The organism is Burkholderia anthina (genome assembly GCF_902498995.1).
GTDB classification, from domain to species: Bacteria; Pseudomonadota; Gammaproteobacteria; order Burkholderiales; family Burkholderiaceae; genus Burkholderia; species Burkholderia anthina.
In genome coordinates this window covers 17,142-36,299 of sequence record NZ_CABVLY010000041.1, presented here as the reverse complement: position 1 = coordinate 36,299, position 19,158 = coordinate 17,142, and the positions used below count along the sequence as shown (strand labels likewise).

Annotated in this window: 12 protein-coding genes; 10 read left to right on the top strand and 2 right to left on the bottom strand. The window is 69.6% G+C overall.

All coding sequences use genetic code 11. The annotated features are described in order from the left end of the window. The first annotated feature begins 27 nt into the window (after positions 1-27). The 3 genes from BME24068_RS33050 to BME24068_RS33040 all read left to right on the top strand — a co-directional run bounded on the left by BME24068_RS33050 (position 28) and on the right by BME24068_RS33040 (position 5,206). Complete coding sequence (locus tag BME24068_RS33050; RefSeq protein ID WP_174928599.1) at positions 28-2,247, top strand: xanthine dehydrogenase family protein molybdopterin-binding subunit; 2,220 nt, start codon at positions 28-30, stop codon at positions 2,245-2,247. A gap of 14 nt (positions 2,248-2,261) precedes the next feature. Beyond that, positions 2,262-3,599, top strand: a complete 1,338-nt coding sequence (locus BME24068_RS33045) for a cytochrome c (protein WP_174928598.1) — start codon at positions 2,262-2,264, stop codon at positions 3,597-3,599. Between the two features lie 161 nt (positions 3,600-3,760). Further along, positions 3,761-5,206 carry an NAD-dependent succinate-semialdehyde dehydrogenase gene (locus tag BME24068_RS33040; protein WP_096498566.1) on the top strand — a complete coding sequence of 482 codons (1,446 nt, stop codon included), beginning with the start codon at positions 3,761-3,763 and terminating at the stop codon, positions 5,204-5,206. Positions 5,207-5,538: 332 nt separating this feature from the next. Here the strand turns inward: BME24068_RS33040 and tagH are convergent, their stop codons facing one another. Together tagH and BME24068_RS33030 are read right to left on the bottom strand one after the other, a co-directional pair. Then, positions 5,539-6,957 (bottom strand): type VI secretion system-associated FHA domain protein TagH, encoded by a 1,419-nt coding sequence (gene tagH / locus BME24068_RS33035; protein ID WP_174928597.1) that lies wholly within the window; start codon positions 6,955-6,957, stop codon positions 5,539-5,541. 47 nt (positions 6,958-7,004) lie between these two features. Further along, complete coding sequence (locus BME24068_RS33030) at positions 7,005-7,391, bottom strand: TssQ family T6SS-associated lipoprotein (protein WP_096498562.1); 387 nt, start codon at positions 7,389-7,391, stop codon at positions 7,005-7,007. Between the two features lie 629 nt (positions 7,392-8,020). On the opposite strand from BME24068_RS33030, the gene tssJ reads away from it, so the two are divergent. Genes tssJ through tssA form a run of 7 tightly spaced genes read left to right on the top strand, consistent with a single transcriptional unit; the run spans position 8,021 to position 19,125 of the window. Then, positions 8,021-8,536: a type VI secretion system lipoprotein TssJ gene (gene tssJ, locus BME24068_RS33025; RefSeq protein ID WP_096498560.1), complete on the top strand. Its 516-nt coding sequence runs from the start codon at positions 8,021-8,023 to the stop codon at positions 8,534-8,536. Further along, a complete protein-coding gene (gene tssK / locus BME24068_RS33020; RefSeq protein WP_174928596.1) occupies positions 8,533-9,921 on the top strand; it encodes a type VI secretion system baseplate subunit TssK in 1,389 nt (462 codons plus the stop codon). The genes tssJ and tssK overlap by 4 nt, the downstream gene beginning before the upstream one ends. Positions 9,922-9,936: 15 nt before the next feature. Next, a complete protein-coding gene (locus tag BME24068_RS33015; protein WP_174928595.1) occupies positions 9,937-11,256 on the top strand; it encodes a DotU family type VI secretion system protein in 1,320 nt (439 codons plus the stop codon). 1 nt (position 11,257) lies between these two features. Then, positions 11,258-14,887, top strand: a complete 3,630-nt coding sequence (gene tssM / locus BME24068_RS33010) for a type VI secretion system membrane subunit TssM (protein ID WP_174928594.1) — start codon at positions 11,258-11,260, stop codon at positions 14,885-14,887. Continuing rightward, positions 14,869-15,564, top strand: a complete 696-nt coding sequence (gene tagF, locus BME24068_RS33005; protein WP_174928593.1) for a type VI secretion system-associated protein TagF — start codon at positions 14,869-14,871, stop codon at positions 15,562-15,564. The genes tssM and tagF overlap by 19 nt, the downstream gene beginning before the upstream one ends. 59 nt (positions 15,565-15,623) lie before the next feature. Continuing rightward, positions 15,624-18,029, top strand: coding sequence for a protein kinase domain-containing protein (locus BME24068_RS33000; RefSeq protein ID WP_174928592.1), 2,406 nt, complete (start codon positions 15,624-15,626; stop codon positions 18,027-18,029). Continuing rightward, positions 18,016-19,125, top strand: coding sequence for a type VI secretion system protein TssA (tssA, locus tag BME24068_RS32995; protein WP_174928591.1), 1,110 nt, complete (start codon positions 18,016-18,018; stop codon positions 19,123-19,125). The genes BME24068_RS33000 and tssA overlap by 14 nt, the downstream gene beginning before the upstream one ends. The last annotated feature ends 33 nt before the right edge of the window (positions 19,126-19,158 follow it).

The window sequence follows — 19,158 nt, the reverse complement described above, 5'->3', positions numbered from 1 at the left end:
CGTCGAGGCTGCGCTGCGGAGGCTGACATGTCACGTGGACTGATCGAAGCCGGCCGGGCCGGCGCAGGCCTGTCGCGCCGCGGGTTCCTCCGGTTCGGCGTATCGCTCGGCGCGGCCGCGGGCGGCGGCTTGCTGCTCGGCTTCAGCATGCCGGCAGCCGGCGATGACGCGCGGCGCTCGGTGATCGGCGGTGATGCCGACGAAAGCGCGCGCGCCGGCGTGTTCGCGCCGAACGCGTTCGTGCAGATCGACCGCGGCGGCAAGGTCACGCTGGTGATGCCGAAGGTGGAAATGGGCCAGGGCGTCTACACCGCGCTGCCGATGCTGATCGCCGAGGAACTCGAAGTGCCGCTGTCGAGCGTGACGCTCGACCACGCGCCGCCGAACGAGAAGCTGTTCCTCGATCCGCTGCTCGGCGGCCAGTTGACGGGCGGCTCGACGTCGGTGCGTTACGCATGGGAACCGCTGCGCCGCGCGGGCGCGACCGCGCGCACGCTGCTGGTTGCGGCGGCGGCGAAGCAATGGCACGTCGATCCGGCCGCGTGCCGGGCCGAAAACGGCGAAGTGCGGCACCCGCCGAGCGGCCGTCGCGCGTCGTACGGCCAGCTCGCGGACGCCGCCGCGACGCTGCCGGTGCCGAAGGACGTCGCGCTGAAGAAGCCGGAAGACTTCACGCTGATCGGCAAGCCGGTGAAGCGGCTCGATTCGCCGGAGAAGGTCGACGGCACCGCGCAGTTCGGGCTCGACGTGCGCCTGCCCGGCATGCTGTACGCGGTGATCGTGAACAGCCCGGTGTTCGGCGGCACGGTCGCGAGCGTCGACGACACGGCCGCGAAGAAGATTCCCGGCGTGCGCCAGGTCGTGCGCGTCGACAACGCGGTCGCGGTGGTCGGCGATCACACGTGGGCCGCGAAGCGCGGCGCATCGGCGCTCGTCGTGAAGTGGAACGAGGGCGCGGGTGCGAAGGTGTCGACCCAGGATCTTTTCGCGGATCTCGCGCGGGCGGCGGCGAACGGCAAGGGCGCGGTCGCGCGCAAGGACGGCGACGTCGGCCAGGCATTCGCGAACGCGAAGACGCGCGTCGACGCCGTCTACGAACAGCCGTTGCTCGCGCACGCGACGATGGAGCCGGTGAACTGCACGGTGCACGTGCGCGGCGACGGCTGCGAGGTCTGGCTCGGCACGCAGGTGCCGACACGTGTGCGCGATGTCGTGCAGCGGCTCACGGGCCTCGCGCCGGAGCGGATCGTCGTGCACAACCACTTGCTCGGCGGCGGCTTCGGCCGTCGTCTCGAGACGGACATGGCTGCGCAGGCCGTGAAGGTCGGCAAGCAGGTCGATGCGCCCGTGAAGGTCGTGTGGACGCGCGAGGAAGACGTCCAGCACGACATGTACCGGCCGTGTTACTACGACAGGATCTCGGCGGGCCTCGACGCGAACGGCAAGCCGATCGCGTGGCAGCACCGGATCGTCGGCTCGTCGATCATGGCGCGTTTTGCGCCGCCGGCATTCCAGAACGGCATCGACCCCGATGCGGTCGAGGTGGCGGCCGAGCTGCCGTACGACCTGCCGAACCAGCTCGTCGACTACGTGCGCCAGGAGCCGCGCCACGTGCCGACCGCGTTCTGGCGCGGCGTCGGGCCGACGCGCGGCACGTTCGTCGTCGAAAGCTTCATCGACGAGCTGGCGGCACAGGCCAAGACCGACCCCGTCCAGTATCGCCGAGCGCTGCTCGACAAGACGCCGCGCGCGCGCAACGTGCTCGACGTCGCGACGAAGGCGGCCGGCTGGGGCACGCCGCTGCCCAAGGGGCAAGGGCGCGGGGTCTCCGTGATGCATGCGTTCGGCAGCTTCTTCTCGATCGTCATCGACGTCGCGGTGGAAGACGGCGAAGTGCAGGTCAAGCGTGCCGTGTGCGCGGTCGACTGCGGGATGGTCGTCAACCCGAACACGATCGAGGCGCAGGTGCAGGGCGGCATCATCTTCGGGATCACGGGCGCGCTGTATGGCGAGATCACGATCGAGGACGGCCGCGTCGTGCAGAGCAATTTCACCGACTACCGGATGATGCGCATCAACGAGACGCCGCCGATCGAGGTCCATCTCGTGAAGAGCGGCGAGGCGCCGGGCGGGATCGGCGAGCCGGGCACCGCCGCCACGGCGGCGGCATTGTCGAACGCGATCTTCGCGGCAACCGGCACGCGGCTGCGCAAGCTGCCGGTCGGCAGTCAGTTGAAGACGGCTTGAGGGGAGGACGAACCATGCTAAACCTCACCCTGAACCGTCCGAGCGGTCCGAACCGCCTGAATGGCGCCGCGCACGCGCTCGGCGCATCGCTGCTCGCGCTGTCCGCGTTGACCACCGGCGCGGTGGCGCACGCCGCGCCAACGGCGCCGGCCGACAGCGCGCTCGTCGCGCGCGGCGCGTATCTCGCGAAAGCGGGCGATTGCGTCGCGTGCCACACCGCGCCGCGCGGCGTGCCGTTCGCCGGCGGGCTGAAGATGGTCACGCCGATGGGCGCGATCTACACGACCAACATCACGCCCGACCCGGACACGGGCATCGGCGGCTATACGGAGGCCGAGTTCGCGGGCGCGCTGCGCGCGGGCGTCGCGAAGGACGGCCATCGCCTGTATCCGGCGATGCCTTATCCGTCGTACGCGAAGCTGCGCGACGACGACGTGAAGGCCCTGTACGCGTACTTCATGCACGGCGTCGAGCCGGTGAAGCAGGCGAACCGGCCGTCCGACATTCCGTGGCCGCTGAACATGCGCTGGCCGCTCGCGCTGTGGAACGCGGTGTTCCTCGACACGACGCCATACGCCGACAAGCCGGCCAGGGACGCGATGTGGAACCGCGGCGCGTACCTGGTGCAGGGGCTCGGCCATTGCGGGTCGTGCCACACGCCGCGCGGCGTCGGCTTCCAGGAGAAGGCGCTCGACGAAGGCGGCGCGGCGTTCCTGTCGGGCGCGGCGATCGACAACTGGTTCGCGTCGAACCTGACCGGCGAGCACAATACGGGGCTCGGCCGCTGGAGCGACGCGGAGGTCGCGCAGTTCCTGAAGACCGGCGCGAACCGGCATGCGACGGCGTTCGGCTCGATGGTCAGCGTGATCAATCACAGCACGCAGTCGTTGACCGACGACGACCTGGCGGCGATTTCCCGGTATCTGAAATCGTTGCCGGCGGCCGGCGGCACGGGCGCGCCGCCTTACCGTTATGATCCGAAGGCGACGCAGGCCGCGCTGGTCCGGCCGGCGAACGATTCCGGCGCAAAGGTGTATAACGCTTACTGCCTGCATTGCCATGGCGCGGACGGCCGCGGCTACGCGCCGCTGCTCGCGCCGATTGCCGGCAATCCGAACGTGCTCGAGGCCGATGCGGCGTCGCTGATCAACGTGACGCTGAACGGCAGCGAGTCGCTCGTGATCGGTGGCGTGCCGTCCGCGTACCCGATGCCGGCGTTCGCGAACGCGTTGAACGACCGGCAGATCGCCGACGTGCTGACGTTCATGCGCGCCGGCTGGAACAACGGCGCGCCGGCCGTGCAGGCGGCGGACGTCGCGAAACTCCGCAAGGCGACGGCGGCCGCGCGTTAAGCGCGGCCGGACGTGGCGGATGACGACGGGCATGCGTGCCGCGTGCCTGCCGTCGAACGTTGCCGGGTGCGTCGCGCCCGGCTGCGCAGCTCTTTCTGTCAACCCGCGCGCGGCCGTTCGCGGCAGCGCGCGTTTTATCGACGCAAAGTAGGGGTGTCTGGATGGCTAACGTGACTTATACCGATACGCAACTGTTGATCGACGGCGAGTGGGTCGACGCCGCGAGCGGCAAGACGATCGACGTCGTGAACCCGGCGACGGGCAAGGCGATCGGCAAGGTGGCCCACGCGGGCATCGCCGATCTCGATCGCGCGCTGGCTGCCGCGCAGCGCGGTTTCGAAGCATGGCGCAAGGTGCCGGCGCACGAGCGCGCGGCGACGATGCGCAAGGCGGCCGCACTGGTGCGCGAGCGCGCCGACGCGATCGCACAGCTGATGACGCAGGAGCAGGGCAAGCCGCTGACGGAAGCCCGTGTCGAAGTGCTGTCGGCCGCCGACATCATCGAATGGTTCGCGGACGAAGGCCGCCGCGTGTACGGCCGGATCGTGCCGCCGCGCAACCTCGGCGCGCAGCAGACCGTCGTGAAGGAGCCGGTCGGCCCGGTCGCGGCGTTCACGCCGTGGAATTTCCCGGTCAACCAGGTGGTGCGCAAGCTGAGCGCCGCGCTGGCGACCGGCTGTTCGTTCCTCGTGAAGGCGCCGGAAGAAACCCCGGCATCGCCGGCCGCGCTGCTGCGCGCATTCGTCGACGCGGGCGTGCCGGCGGGCGTGATCGGTCTCGTGTACGGCGACCCGGCTGAAATTTCGTCGTACCTGATTCCGCACCCGGTGATCCGCAAGGTGACGTTCACGGGCTCGACGCCGGTCGGCAAGCAGCTCGCCGCGCTCGCCGGTCAGCACATGAAGCGCGCGACGATGGAGCTGGGCGGCCACGCGCCGGTGATCGTCGCCGAGGATGCGGACGTCGCGCTGGCGGTGAAGGCCGCCGGTGGCGCGAAGTTCCGCAACGCGGGCCAGGTGTGCATTTCGCCGACGCGTTTCCTCGTGCACAACAGCATCCGCGACGCGTTCACGCGCGCGCTGGTTCAGCATGCGGAGGGGCTGAAGGTCGGTAACGGCCTCGAGGAAGGCACGACGCTCGGCGCGCTGGCGAACCCGCGCCGGCTGACCGCGATGGCGTCGGTCGTCGACAACGCGCGCAAGGTCGGCGCGAGCATCGAGACCGGCGGCGAACGGGTCGGCTCGGAAGGCAACTTCTTCGCGCCGACCGTGATCTCGAACGTGCCGCTCGAAGCGGACGTGTTCAACAACGAGCCGTTCGGCCCGGTCGCCGCGATCCGCGGTTTCGACAAGCTCGAGGACGCGATCGCCGAAGCGAACCGTCTGCCGTTCGGGCTGGCTGGCTATGCGTTCACGCGTTCGTTCGCGAACGTGCATCTGCTCACGCAGCGTCTCGAAGTCGGGATGCTGTGGATCAACCAGCCCGCGACGCCGTGGCCGGAAATGCCGTTCGGCGGCGTGAAGGATTCGGGTTACGGATCGGAAGGCGGGCCGGAAGCGCTGGAGCCGTACCTCGTGACGAAGTCGGTGACGGTGATGGCGGTCTGACGATCGTTCGACCGCGTGCGTGCCGTAGCGAGCGCGGTGCGCGCGTCGCGTTGCCGGAGGCCGGGCGTGCTGCCCGGCCTTTTTTCTGCGTGCCGTACGGGATGGTTGCGTCCGCATCGTGCGGTGCCGTCGCGGCATCATCGCGGCTTGCGTTCGCACTGCGCGCGGGCGCAAGCCGCGTGATCCGGTGACGCCGCGATGCCCGCGCCGAGTGCGTCAACGATGCACGGTCATGGCGGTCGTTCCAGTCGAGCACGGGACACACGGCGCACGAAGGCGAATGCGCGACATATTGCCGTCCGTCGCGCCGCGGCACCGGCCGCGCCCGTCATTCAATGCCGGCTGCTGCCGCGATAGCTCTCCACTTCCGCGTCGTACGCCGCAAGAAACGCCTTGCCGAACACCGATGCGAAATCGTCTTCGATCGCGAACACCGTGTCGCGATGGGTCGCCGCGTAGCGATCCCACATCCTCGCCTTGTACAGCGCGGGCACGCGCTTCTCGTACCAGCGCATCGCATCGTCGCGCTCGCGCAGCCGTTGCGGCGAAAAGCGCGTCAGCAAGTCCATCAGCGCGGCGCGCATGCCCGCGACCATGCCGATCTGGTGCGCATGCAGATCCTGGAACGCATCGCTGACCGCACTCTGCGGCGACATGAAGCCCGGCAGCGGCAGGCCGAACATCTGGCGCAGCACGGCACCGCCGTCCGGCAGCAGCTTCAGCGGATTGTTCTCGCGATCGAGCAGCATCGTCATGTGCGCCTTCACCTCCCGCTTCAGGATGCTGCGCGACGACAGCAGCTCGACCGTGCCGTTCGCGAACAGCGCGAGCAACTGCCCCGCGATGTACAGCTGCTCGGCCGACCATTGATGCGATTCGGCGGCCGTATCGAGCCCGGCGCCTTCGAAGAACGCGTTCAGCAGTTCATCGGGCGTCGGGATGCGGGGTGCCTGCGGCGCCGGCTCGTCGGCCGGCTGCGGCTCGGCGTGTGCCGCCGCCGGTTGCACGCGCACGTGCTGCGTCCACTCGGGCGCGTGGTCGGCCTGCGTCGCGGACGGCGCGTCGCGACCGGCATGGCCGTGTTCGGTCGATGACGCAGAATCCGGTGCGCCGATCTCGGGCGACGACTGCGCGAACAGATCGAGCGGGTCGATCGACAACTGATTCAGGTCGCGTTGCGATGGCGCCGCCGCTGCATCAGCGTGCGCGGCACGGCTTGCCGGTTGCGCCGCATCCCGGTGCGCCGTGCCGGACCGTGTGTCGGCGTCAACCGCCTTGCCGCGCGGAACCAGGCGTTCCTGCAACAGGCCCCACAGCCGGTTGCCGGCGCCTTTCTCGCCATGCGCGCGCGCGGCAGTCTCCGGCACCGCGCTCCGCGGGTCGCCGCTCGTACCGGAGGCGGCGGGCATGTCGACGACCGGCGCCGCGCGATCGTCGTCGCGCTCGGCTCTCAACACGTACGGCCCGATCCGGATGATGTCGCCGGTATTGAGCGCGCGCTCCTGCGCATAGCCGACCGGCTCGCGATTCACCTCGATCGTCGACACGCTGCTCAGGTTCTTCAGCAGGCACGCATCGTCGCCGACCTGCAGCAGCGCCTGCAGCCGGGAAATCTGCCGGGTGTCGTCGCGCAGCACGAGATGGTTGTCGGTCGCCCGGCCGATGGTGCCGCCGGGCGGGTGGAACACGACGGCGTCGTAGGAGTCGCTTTCGACCGGCTCGCCGGCATGTTCGATCACGATCAGTTGCATGTCATACGTCGCTCGATGAGGAAGCGCTCGCGGGGAAACCGGTTCGGTCAGGATGACGACGCATGTCTGCGGCGCGCGAATTCGAACGCGGGCCCCCAGATCGGATGTCCCTTCTCGGCGGGGGACAAGTCGAAGCGCGGGTTGAGGTCGAGAATCTTCGAGAACTCGGCGCGGCACTGCGTGATGCGGTTCGTCACGCAGTAGCTGAACGCGAGCAGTTTGTGCGCGGCGATCTGCGTGTCGGTGTCGGCCCCGTCGATCTCCTTCGCGCGGCTCAGGATCGCGATCGTGCGTCCGTAGTCGCCGGCGCCATAGGCGGCGCGCGCATTGTCGACCTCGGCGCGCGCCGCCGACTGCGTGGGGGACGTGCTGCACCCGCCGATTCCCAGCAACAAGGCGCCGAGAACAATCACGATCGATGAACGGCCTTTCATTTTGAAATGAAATATTTGCGTAATTGGAAGGTGACACACAAGCGCTGTTGGATTCTAGTGCCAATCATGCCGCCGGCTTGCTTCGTTACTTTTTGTTTCATTTCGTGAATTGCGCTGGAGTTAGCACTCAAATCGACTACGAATTTCTAGACTTGTTAATCCAGAAAATCGCTTCTATAGTTCGCTGTGCTTTTGGGATTCATCAGCTGTTTGCTCGGCGAGCGTCAATGACCGGAAAAACGGCCATCCGTTCGCGCAATGCAAACAGCCCGACACGACCCGCGAGGCGCTCGCCACCCGTCTCCGAAGGCCAGTGGGCTTGGGTTGCGCGCCCATACAGCAAGTATCCGTGCCATAGAACCGGGCCGCCGCGGCGAGCCGGTCGAATCAACACGTCTTCTAAAAATGACCGAAATCAATTCAATCCATCGTCATCTCCACAATTTCGACCCCGGCCCGTAATTGGAGATTTGACCCGGCTTTTTCAAGAATAAATTGCCGATTTCCATTTGAATGGAAGGATGTGCGAGTTACATAATTACCGGTCAATTAATTGTCCCCTTTTAGTCCCGATCTCCGATTTTGAACGCGAAAATCGGTGGGGGATTATTGGGCTGCGAGGGTGAGATATGCGATGGCGGTCGAGCGGGTTCATCGTATTGGGATGTGTATTGCTGTTGCCCGGGTGCGGCGCCACCGAGCGTGCCGCCGCGGTGCCGTATGCGATCACGGTCGACGTGGCGCCGGACGTCAATCCCGACCTCAACCGCAAGCCGTCGCCGATCGTGCTGAAGGTGTTCCAGCTGCGCGCGGTGTCGACGTTCAACGGCGCAGACTTCTTCTCGCTCCAGGACAAGCCCGAGAACATCCTCGGCGCGGACCTGCTCGGCACCGACCGCGTGATCCTGCGGCCGGGCGAGTCGCGCACGCTGCACTACCGCGGCAATGTCGAGGCCGGCGCGATCGGCGTGGTCGCCGAGTACCGCATGCTCGACAAGAACCGTTGGCGCCTGACGGTGCCGCTGCCGCGCGCGAAGCAGCTCAACGTATACAAGTTCTGGCAGACCTCGCCCGGCGAGTTGAAGCTGTCGATCGCGGTCAGGAACGGCGGTCTCGCGTTGAACGACGCGGGGGGGCGCCCATGACGGAACCGACGATGTCCGCGACGCCGGTCGCCGCACTGCGTCAGCGCGTGGTGTGGACCGAAGGGATGTTCCTGCGCCCGCAGCATTTCCAGCAGTTGGAGCGGCACTGGGAACGCTACGTCGCGCTGCGCTGCCTGCCGCTGCAGGGGTTCTACTGGGGCTTCGACTCGCTCGAGATCGACCGTGAGCAGCTCGCGCTCGGCAAGGTCGCGCTGCGCGCGGCGGCCGGCGTGATGCGCGACGGGACGCCGTTCGACCTGTCGCATCCCGACGATCTCCCCGAACCGCTCGACGTGCCGGCCGATGTGAAGGACCAGCTGGTCGTGCTGGCGCTGCCGCTGTGGCGCGGCGGCGGCGAAGAGGTGTCGTTCGGCGCCGAGACGGGCAGCGGCGGCAGCGGCAATCCGGACGCTGCGCGCTACGTCGTGCGCGAATACGAAGTGGCCGATGCGAACGCGGTCGCGCTCGGCCCCGCGCTGCTGCAGACGGGGCGCCTGAACGTCCGGCTGATGCTCGACACCGAGCTGACCGGCGACTGGCATGCGCTCGGCGTCGTGCGGATCGTCGAGCGGCGCACCGATGCGCGGCTGCTCGTCGACGACGGTTACATTCCGCCGCGCCTGGTCGCGCAGCGCGATGCCGCACTGCTGGCGTACACGCGCGAACTGCACGGACTGCTCACGCAACGCAGCGACGCGCTGGCCGAGCGCCTGTCGGAGCCGGGGCGCGGCGGCGTGTCGGAAGTCGCGGATTTCCTGTTGCTGCAGCTCGTGAACCGCTATCTGGCGCTGACCTGGCATGCGCAGCAGGACGTCGCGACGCATCCGGAAGCGCTGTTCTGCGACTGGCTGAAGCTCGCGTGCGACCTCAGCACGTTCACGGCGGCCGGCCGGCGGCCGCAATCGCTCGCCGTCTACGTGCACGACGACCTGCGCACGAGCTTCGCCGAATTGATGACGGAGTTGCGCCGGTCGTTGTCAACGGTGCTGGAGCAAAACGCGATCCAGATCGAACTGCGCGACGCGGGCAACGGCATCCGGGTCGCGACGCTCGCCGATCCCGCGCTGCGCGACACGGCCGGCTTCGTGCTCGCGGTGCGCGCGGACGTGCCAGCCGACAGCCTGCGTGCACGGTTCCCCGCGCAGGCGAAGCTCGGCCCGGTCGAACGGATCCGCGATCTGGTGCAGTTGCAGCTGCCGGGCATCGCGATGCGCCAGTTGCCGGTCGCGCCGCGGCAGATCCCGTACCACGCGGGTCATACCTATTTCGAGATCGACAAGGGCGGCGACCTGTGGAAGCAGCTGGCGCGCTCCGGCGGTCTTGCATTTCATTTCGCCGGCGAATTCCCGGGGCTCTCGATGGAGTTCTGGGCGATCCGCGGGTGAGGGCGGGGCAGCGCGATGAATTCTTCCTCCGATTCGATCTCCGCCGGCGCCGGCGGATTCGTGCCGCCGAATCCGGGCGGCACGCATCCGGCCGCCGCGTCCGGCGCGGCCGGGCCGACGGCGCAGCAGCCGCGGCCCGGCCGCTGGGCCGCGAGCGGCACAAATCCGCTCGTCGCGGCCGCGAACCCGCTGCTCAATCTCGTGCCGCAGATCCGTTCGACCGTCCATCATCCGAATCCGGCGTGGCTGCGCGAGCACCTCGTCGTCGAGATCCGCCAGTTCGAGGCGCGCGCGCAGGAAGCCGGCGTGCCGTCGGAGGCGATCATCGGCGCGCGCTACTGCCTGTGCACGGCGCTCGACGAAGCGGCCGCGCTGACGCCGTGGGGCGGCAGCGTGTGGTCGTCCCACAGCCTGCTCGTGTCGTTCCACAACGAAACCTGGGGCGGCGAGAAGTTCTTCCACCTGCTCGAACGCCTGTCCCAGCAGCCGCGCCAGCACCTCGACCTGCTGGAGCTGCTGTATTTCTGTCTCGCGCTCGGCTTCGAGGGCCGCTATCGGGTGCTCGACAACGGCCACGCGGAGCTCGACGCGCTGCGCCGCAAGCTGGCCCACACGATCCGGTCGGTGCGCGGCGAATTCGATCCCGCGCTGTCGCCGCACTGGCGCGACGTCGTCACGCGCGACGTGTCGCGCCGCTTCGTCGTGCCGCTGTGGGTGTGCGTGGCGCTCGCGCTGCTGATCGGGTTCGGCGTGTTCGTCGGGTTGCGCATCGCGCTGGCCGGACATTCGGATCAGTTGTTCGCGTCGATCGACGCGCTGCACGTGCCGAAGCTGCAGCCCGCGCAGGCGCCGCCGCGCCCGGCACCGGCGCCGCGCATCGCGAAGTTCCTCGCGCCCGAGATCGCGGCCGGCCTCGTGTCGGTGCGCGACGACGCCGATCGCAGCGTGATCGTGCTGCGCGGCGACGGGCTGTTCAAGTCCGGTTCGACGTCGGTGATCGATCGTTACGCGCCGGTGCTCGCGCGGGTCGCGGATGCGCTGAACCAGGTGCCCGGCAACGTGCGCGTGACCGGCTATACCGACGACACGCCGGTGCATACGGCACGCTTCGCGTCGAACTGGGATCTGTCGCGCGAACGCGCGGAGGCCGTGCGCAGCATGCTCGCCGCGCGCCTCGACCATCCGGAGCGGCTCGCGGCCGAGGGGCGCGGCACGCTCGATCCGGTCGCGCCGAACGATACGCCCGCGAACCGCGCGCTGAACCGGCGCGTCGAGATCACGCTGCTGCCGGCGCCCGGCAGCGCCGCCGTCGGCGCCACGCCGGGAGCGCATTGACATGAACCAGGCTGTCGCGCGTTTCGTCCGGCCGTTGCCGTCGCGGGAGATCTGGACCTTCGCCGGTCTCGTCGTGCTCGCCTGCTTCGTGTGGCTCGCCGGGCCGCTGTTCGCGTTCGCCGACGTCCGGCCGCTCGAGAGCGGCTGGGCGCGCGGCGTGACGATCGCGGCGCTGTTCGTCGCGTGGGGCGCACGCGTGGCGTGGCGAAGCTGGCGCGCGAGCCGCCTGAACGCCCAGTTGCTGAACCAGTTGCGCGAAGCCGCGCCCGGTCCGGCCACCGCCGACGATCCGGCGAAGGCGCAGCTCGACGAGTTGCGCAGCCGCTTCGACGAGGCCGCGACATTGCTGAAGAAAGTCCGCTTCGGGCAGGCCGATACCGCGCGCAAGGGGCTGGCGCACTGGTTCGACCGGATGTCGCGCCAGTATCTGTATCAGCTGCCGTGGTACGTGTTCATCGGTGCGCCGGGCTCGGGCAAGACGACCGCGCTGGTCAATTCGGGGCTCAGTTTTCCGCTCGCCGAGCAGTTCGGCCGGGCCGCAATTCGCGGCGTGGGCGGCACCCGGCACTGCGACTGGTGGTTCACGAACGACGCGGTGCTGATCGACACGGCCGGCCGCTATACGACGCACGAAGGCAACCGCGCGCTGGACGAAGCCGAGTGGAAGGGCTTCGTCGAGCTGCTGAAGAAGTACCGCACGCGCCAGCCGCTGAACGGCGCGATGCTGACGATCAGCGTCGCCGATCTGGTCGGCGCGTCGGAGGCCGAGCGCACGCAGCACGCGATGGTTCTGCGCAAGCGGCTGCTCGAACTGCGCGCGCAGCTCGGCATCCGCTTCCCCGTCTACCTGCTCGTGACGAAGGCCGACCTGCTGGCCGGCTTCACCGAGTATTTCGGCGGCTTCGGCCGCGCGGAATGCGCGCAGGTATGGGGCTTCACGTTCCCGCTCGCGCAGAGCGAGGCGCCAGGCTTCGACTTGCGCGCCGCGTTCGACCGCGAATACCGGCTGCTGCACCAGCGGCTGAACGACGGGCTGCCCGAGCTGCTCGCGACGCAGACCGATGCACGCCAGCGCGAGATGGCGTATCTGCTGCCGCAGCAGATCGCCGATCTGCAGGACATGCTGGGCCAGTTCGTCGCCGAAGTGTTCTCCGTATCGAGCTTCGAGCCGATGCCGATGCTGCGCGGCGTGTACCTGACGAGCGGCACGCAGGAAGGCACGGCGTTCGACCGCGTGATGAGCGGCATCAAGCGCTTCCTGAAGATCGAGGGCGTGCCGCCGGTTGCCCAGGTCGGCTCGACCGGGCGCAGCTTCTTCCTGAAGTCGCTGCTGCAGGAACACATCTTCCGCGAGGCCGCGCTCGCCGGCAGCGACCTGCGCTGGCATCAGAAACGGCGCGTGCTGCAGATCGCCGGCTACGCGCTGCTCGCGATCGTGTGCGTGGCGGCGCTGGCCGCGTGGCTGCGCAGCTACGCGAACAATCGCGCGTATCTCGACCGGATCGCGCAGCGTGTGCCCGCGGTCGATTCGCAGATCGCCGGCGCGACATTCTCCGATGCGTCCGACATCGCGCGGCTGCTGCCCGTGCTCGACGCGCTCGGCGGGCTCGCGAACGCCGGCGGCGTCGATCGCGCGCATCCGCCGCTCGCGTATCGCTGGGGGCTCTTTCAGGGCGAGAAGATCGACGAGGCCGTCGACGCCGTATACCGGCGCGCGCTCGAGGACGTGCTGCTGCCGATCGCCGCGAGCCGGATGGAGGCCGCGCTGCGCGACGCGCGGCCGGACGAAACCGACTACGCGTATGCGGCGCTGAAGGCGTACCTGATGCTGTACGACAGCGCGCACTACGATCCCGCGTTCGTGCAGGCCGTCGTCGATCTGGAGATGGAGCGCGCGCTGCCGCCCGATTTCTCGCCGGCCGAACGCTCGGCGCTGCGCGCGCATCTCGCCGCGCTGTTCGGCAACCGGGTGGCGGTGTCGCCGTATCCGATGAACGAGCGGCTCGTGGCCGACGTGCGCGACCGGCTGCGGCAGGTGCCGTTTTCGCAGCGGCTGTACCGCCAGCTCACGCGCACGCTGCGGCCGGCAACGTCCGCGTTCGACTTCAGCGTCGCGCGCGCGGTCGGGCCGGATGCGTCGCTGGTGTTTCGCCGGCAGAGCGGCAAGCCGCTGTCGGAAGGCGTGCCGGGCCTGTATACGCGCAACGGCTATCGCAACGTGTTCTCGCCGCGCCTCGCCGGCGAAGTCGACACGTACGGGCGCGAAGAAGTGTGGGTGCTGAACCTCGGGCTGTCCGAGATTCCCGGGCCGAACGACGCCGGCGCGTGGGCGCGCGACATCCGCCAGCTGTACCTGAACGACTACCTGAAGATCTGGGACGACTATCTTGCCGACATCAAGCTGCAGCACACGGCGACGCTCGCGCAGAGCATCCAGGTCGCGCGTGCGCTGTCGTCGGCGGATTCGCCGCTCACACGGCTGATGGTTGCGCTCGCACGCGATACGGCGCTCGGCGATGCGCCGGGCGGCGCGCCCAATCTCGCGTCGCGCGCACAGGACAAGGTCGACGAGGCGCGCAACTCGTTGTCGCAGATCTTCGCCGGGCAGGGCGCGAGCGACGCGAATCCGTCCGCGGCGGCGCCCGCGAGCCCCGAGCAGGTGGTCGACAGTCACTTCGCCGGGCTGCGCGCGTTCGCGCCGGGCAGCGGCGACCAGGCGCAGGCGTTCGATGCGGTGCTGAAGTCGATCGACGCGCTCTATACGTACCTGACGGCCACCGATGACGCATTGCGCAGCGGCGCACAGCCGCCGCCGTCCGACGCGCCCGCGCGTCTGCGCGCCCAGGCCGGGCGGCTGCCCACGCCGTTCCGCGACGTGCTGGACGACCTGTCGAACGTCGCGAACGGCAGTGTCGCGACCGTCGAGCAGCGCAGCGTCGCCCAGCGGGCCGGCGCGAACGTCGGCGATTTCTGCCGGCAGGCGATCGCGGGCCGTTATCCGTTCGCGCGCGGCGCGTCGCGCGACGTCGCGCCGGCGGATTTTGCGCAGATGTTCGCGCCGGGCGGCCTGATGGACGATTTCTTCCAGAAGAACCTGCAGTCGATCGTCGATACGACGTCGCACCCGTGGCGTTTCGCGAACCGCAATGCGGATGCCGATCCGGCCGCGGCGGCGATGCTGTCGTCGTTCGAGAAGGCCGCGGTGATCCGCGACGTCTATTTCGGCGGCGGCGCGCGCACGGCGCAGCTGAAGGTGCAGATCCAGCCGCTCGAAATGGACCCGTCGATCACGGAGATGGTGCTCGACGTCGACGGCCAGATCGTCCGCTATGCGCACGGCCCGCTCGTGCAGAGCGCGGTGGACTGGCCGGGCCCGCGCGGCAGCAACCAGGTGCGGCTGCAGGTGTCGGGGCAAGCCGGCGCGAGCGACGGCTTCACCACCGACGGGCCGTGGGCGCTGCACCGGCTGTTCGACCGCGCGGCCGTGTCGGCCGGGCGCGGCTCGGACCAGATGATCGCCCGCTTCACGGTCGACGGCAAACCGCTCGTGCTGCAGGTGAATGCCGGCAGTGTCCGCAATCCGTTCAGGCTGCCCCAGATGGAGTCCTTTACATGCCCTCCGAAGCAATGAGCCGCATCCCGCCGCTCACGCGCGCCGACGGCGACGCCCCGGCCTGGTACGGAAAGATTCCCGGCGCCGGCGACTTCGTGAACAGCCGGCTGCCGCATGCGCTCGCGCTCTGGTGGGAACGCTGGCTTCAGCAGGGAATGGCCGCGATGCGCCAGCGCGGCCCGGACGAGATCGCGCGCCACTACACGGTCGCGCCGGTCTGGAATTTCCTGATCCCGGCGGGCGCCGGTGCGGCATGCGTGCAGGCCGGCTGCCTGGCCCCGAGCTGCGACCGTGTCGGACGCTACTACCCGGTGATCGTCACGCTGCCGATGCCGGCGGCCGACTACTGGAACGGGCTGCCGGATGCCGCCGACGCGTTCTACTGGCAGATCGGCCATGCACTGCTCGACGCGATCCGGCATGCGCGCGCGCCGGTCGATCTCGAGCAGACGCTCGATCGCGTGCGGCTCGCGGCGGGCGGCGCGCCGCCGGCGGAACGCGTCGACGGCCTGCCGGCGACGCTGCCGCAGCGGCCAGCGCTCGCCGCATGGCCCGGCCTGTCGGGCTATTTCGATCCGCACGGCGGGACGAGCTTCTGGTGGACCAATCGTGCCGATGGATCTCCGTTGCGCACGCATGCGCATACGGGCGCGCCCGACAACGCGCTGTTCCTGACGCTGTTCGGCGACGGCTGACGGCCGGCGCTCGACGGCAGGCAACACAGGCAACACGGATGCGGTATCGCGAGGTAGACATGAAGGACCCTGTATCGAGAGACAACGAGCACGACACGGCGACCCGCGGCGACGCGCCGGAATTCACGGTGCGGCCGCTGCCGCTCGGTCATCGCCTGGGCGAGCTGCAGCTCGACGAGGTGCTGGGCATCGGCGGTTTCGGGATCGTCTATCGCGCTTTCGACCGCACGTTGCGGCGCGCGGTCGCGATCAAGGAGTACATGCCGTCGATGCTCGCGACGCGCGGCGGCGACTACACGGTGTCGCTGCGCTCCGAGCGGTTCGCGCAGGCGTTCGACGCGGGACGCGGCGCGTTCCTCAACGAGGCGCGCCTGCTGGCGCAATTCGACCACCCGGGGCTCGTCAAGGTGCTGCATTTCTGGGAGAGCCACGGCACCGCGTACATGGTGATGCCGTTCTACGAGGGGCGCACGCTCAAGCAACTGCTCGACAGCGGCATGCGGATGAGCGAGACGCAATTGCGCGGCATCGTCGGCGCGCTGCTCGGTGCGCTCGACACGCTGCATCGCGCGCAGTGCTTTCATCGCGACGTCGCGCTCGACAACGTGCTGATCCGCCCGAACGGCAGCGCGATCCTGCTCGACTTCGGCGCGGCGCGCAAACGGATCGGCGATCTCGTCGACGACGGCGCGATGATGATCAAGCCCGGCTACGCACCGATCGAGCAGTACACCGACGATCCCGCATTCAGCCAGGGGCCGTGGACGGATCTCTATGCGCTCGGCGCGGTGATGCACGCGATGATCACCGGCGAACTGCCGCCGGCGGCCGTCGTGCGCAGCATCAAGGACACGTACCGGCCACTCGCGTCGCGCGAGTTGCCGGCCGGCGAGGTATACAGCCCGGCGTTTCTCGCGGCGATCGATCATGCGCTGCAGTTGCGGATCCCGGATCGGCCGGAGTCGGTCGCGGCGTTCGCGGCGGAACTCGGGTTGCGTGATCTCGACCGGACGGGCGGCGGGTATGGCGCGGCGGTTGTGACGCCGGCCGGGGATGCGGGGGACAGTGGGGAGGGGAAGGTGGCTGCCGGGGGTTCGGGGGCCGCTGCCGCTCTCACTCCCGCTGCCGCTGCCGCGACGAAGGCGTCGGCGTCGGTTGGTGAAGGCGGGACGGCGTCGGGAAACGCAACCGCTGATGTGCGAGGGGCGCAGCCCGGGCAGCCGGAAGGTCGGTCGAATACATCGGACACGCAGTCTGCCGCGCCCGATGCCGCTGGAGACAAGCCGGAAGACAGCGTGCCTTCGGCGGCGAAGACGGCTGCCGCCGTGGGATCAGCAGCGGGCGCGCTATCCGTTTCGTCCGCTTCTTCGTCCGTATCGCAAACGTCGCCGGCTTCCGCGAAAACAGCGCGCTCCGACGGACGTGAAGCCGAGGCGGAACGCGCACAGGACGCACCGCGGGATGCACGGTCGGCTTCGAAGACCGAAGCGCACGACGACACCGGCATGCGATCGGCAAGCGCCGGGGCGGGCATCGGGCAGCGCGATGCAACGGATATCGGGAACCCGAGTGGAACGGTGGGGCCGATTGCTGGTGCTGCTGGTGCTGCTGGTGCTGCTGGTGCTGGTGCATCCACGTCGACGTCCCCGGCGGGCGCATCGCCTCCGGCCGGCACGCCACGCCGCCCGTCGTTCACCCGGACGGGCAACCGGCGCATCCCGACCTACGTCGGTGGCGCGCTGGCGGTGCTGATCGTCGTCGGCATCGCCACCACCTATCTGTCGCCCCCCGCGAAAGTCGCGAATGAACCGGAAGCCGGCGCAAGCCAGCCGCAAGCGGGCGCTGCGTCTTCGGCCGGTGCGTCGGACACGGCGCTCGCGCAGCACGGCCCGACGCCGATCGTCGTGCCGCCGTCGAGCCTGCCGGCCGGATCGTCCGCACAGGTGCCGCCGCCGTCGCTGGCCGCCACACCCGCCAGCACGCCCGCCGCCGTGGCGGCCGGCTCCGCGCCGCAGGTTGCGACGACCGCCACGGACATCGCAACCGCGACGCCGCCGCAAGCCGGCTCCGGCTCGACGATTGCGCCGGCCGGCAGCCTCGATGCGTCCGAGCGCGTCGTCAACGTGCCGCCGTCGGAAGCCGCCGCGTCGCCGCCGACGGCACCGGTGCCAGCCCCGGCATCGCCATCGGACGCCGACACGGCGGTCGCCGCGGTCAACGCACAGGCCACCGAGCAGCGGCCCCCGAAGCAGGAAACCGTCCAGGTGCGTTTCAACGTGCGTCCGTGGGGCGACGTGTACGTGAACGGCGCGCGACGCGGCGCGAGCCCGCCGCTGCGCGCGGTGTCGCTGACGCCGGGCGTCTATCAGATCGAGATCCGCAACGGTTCCCTGCCGCCGTTGCACCGCACCGTGGCGATCGATTTCGGCAGCAAACCGATCAACATCGACTATGCATTCGAATGACGTCAGCCAGGCGGCGCTGGCCGCCGCCGTCGCGTCCTCGCCGTCGTCCGGCCTGTCGGCGACGCCGCGCGCCGACCTGATCGGCCGGCTGCTCGCGGAGGTCGCGCCCGATGCGCCGTGCGGGGCGAACCTCGAATACGACGCCGAGTTCATGCAGCTTCAGCAGCGGGCGACGCCGCGCGCCGAGCAGCAGTACGGCGACACCGTGATTCCGGCGGAAACGCCCGACTGGCGCGCGGTCGAGCGTCTCGCACTCGTGCTGAGCGAACGGACGAAGGACCTGCGCGTCGCCGCGTATCTCGCGCGCAGCTGGACCGAGCAGCACGGCATGCCCGGCTACGCGGACGGGCTCGCGGTCGTCGCGGGCTGGCTCGAGCGCTGGTGGGACGATCTTCATCCACGCCTCGACGCCGACGGCGAACCCGACCCGACACCGCGGATGACTGCGCTCGCCGATGTCGCCGGCGCGCACGAGTGCGCGCGCGCGGCACGGCGCCAGCCGCTGTTCGACGGCGGCCCGAGCGTGCGCGATGCCGAACGCGCGCTCGACGGCCGCGACGAAGCCGGCGGGCCGGCGGCAGGCGGCGTCGGCAGCCTGGTCGCCGCGCTGTCGACCGCGGGCGACGACGGCCGCGTGCCGGTCGATGTCGTGCGTGCCGCGCTGCGCGCACTGGACGCGATCCGCGCGCACGTGACCGACCGGCTCGGCAGCGAATGGTCGCCGGATGCGAGCGATACGGAGAAGGCATTGCAACGGATCGCCCGTGAAGTGCCGGTGCACGAACCCGCGCCGGCGGCGCAGCAGCCGGCCGCGCCGGACGGTTCGACGCCGGCGGCGCAGGCCGCATCGGCGCCGGCGGTGGTGCCGAACGGGCAGGCGTGGCGCGATGCCGAGGTCACGAGCCGAGACGACGTGCGCATCGGCCTCGACAAGATGTGCCGCTATTTCGAACTGCACGAGCCGAGCCACCCGGCGCCGCTGCTGCTGCGGCGCGCGCAGCGGCTGCTCGCGCTCGACTTCTACGAAATCATCCGGGATCTCGCTCCGGAGAGCCTGCCGAAGCTGGACCTGCTGAGCGGCGAGCGGAGCGAATGAGGCAGGCCGCCATGCGGCGGCGGCGTACATGCA

Bases quoted from the DNA above. Each gene is read 5' to 3' on its own strand.
- BME24068_RS33015 (WP_174928595.1), top strand. From the start codon at position 9,937: ATGAATTCTTCCTCCGATTCGATCTCCGCCGGCGCCGGCGGATTCGTG.
- BME24068_RS33045 (WP_174928598.1), top strand. From the start codon at position 2,262: ATGCTAAACCTCACCCTGAACCGTCCGAGCGGTCCGAACCGCCTGAAT.
- tagH (WP_174928597.1), bottom strand. From the start codon at position 6,957: ATGCAACTGATCGTGATCGAACATGCCGGCGAGCCGGTCGAAAGCGAC.
- BME24068_RS33000 (WP_174928592.1), top strand. From the start codon at position 15,624: ATGAAGGACCCTGTATCGAGAGACAACGAGCACGACACGGCGACCCGC.
- tssA (WP_174928591.1), top strand. From the start codon at position 18,016: ATGCATTCGAATGACGTCAGCCAGGCGGCGCTGGCCGCCGCCGTCGCG.
- tssM (WP_174928594.1), top strand. From the start codon at position 11,258: ATGAACCAGGCTGTCGCGCGTTTCGTCCGGCCGTTGCCGTCGCGGGAG.
- tssJ (WP_096498560.1), top strand. From the start codon at position 8,021: ATGCGATGGCGGTCGAGCGGGTTCATCGTATTGGGATGTGTATTGCTG.
- tssK (WP_174928596.1), top strand. From the start codon at position 8,533: ATGACGGAACCGACGATGTCCGCGACGCCGGTCGCCGCACTGCGTCAG.
- tagF (WP_174928593.1), top strand. From the start codon at position 14,869: ATGCCCTCCGAAGCAATGAGCCGCATCCCGCCGCTCACGCGCGCCGAC.
- BME24068_RS33050 (WP_174928599.1), top strand. From the start codon at position 28: ATGTCACGTGGACTGATCGAAGCCGGCCGGGCCGGCGCAGGCCTGTCG.
- BME24068_RS33030 (WP_096498562.1), bottom strand. From the start codon at position 7,391: ATGAAAGGCCGTTCATCGATCGTGATTGTTCTCGGCGCCTTGTTGCTG.
- BME24068_RS33040 (WP_096498566.1), top strand. From the start codon at position 3,761: ATGGCTAACGTGACTTATACCGATACGCAACTGTTGATCGACGGCGAG.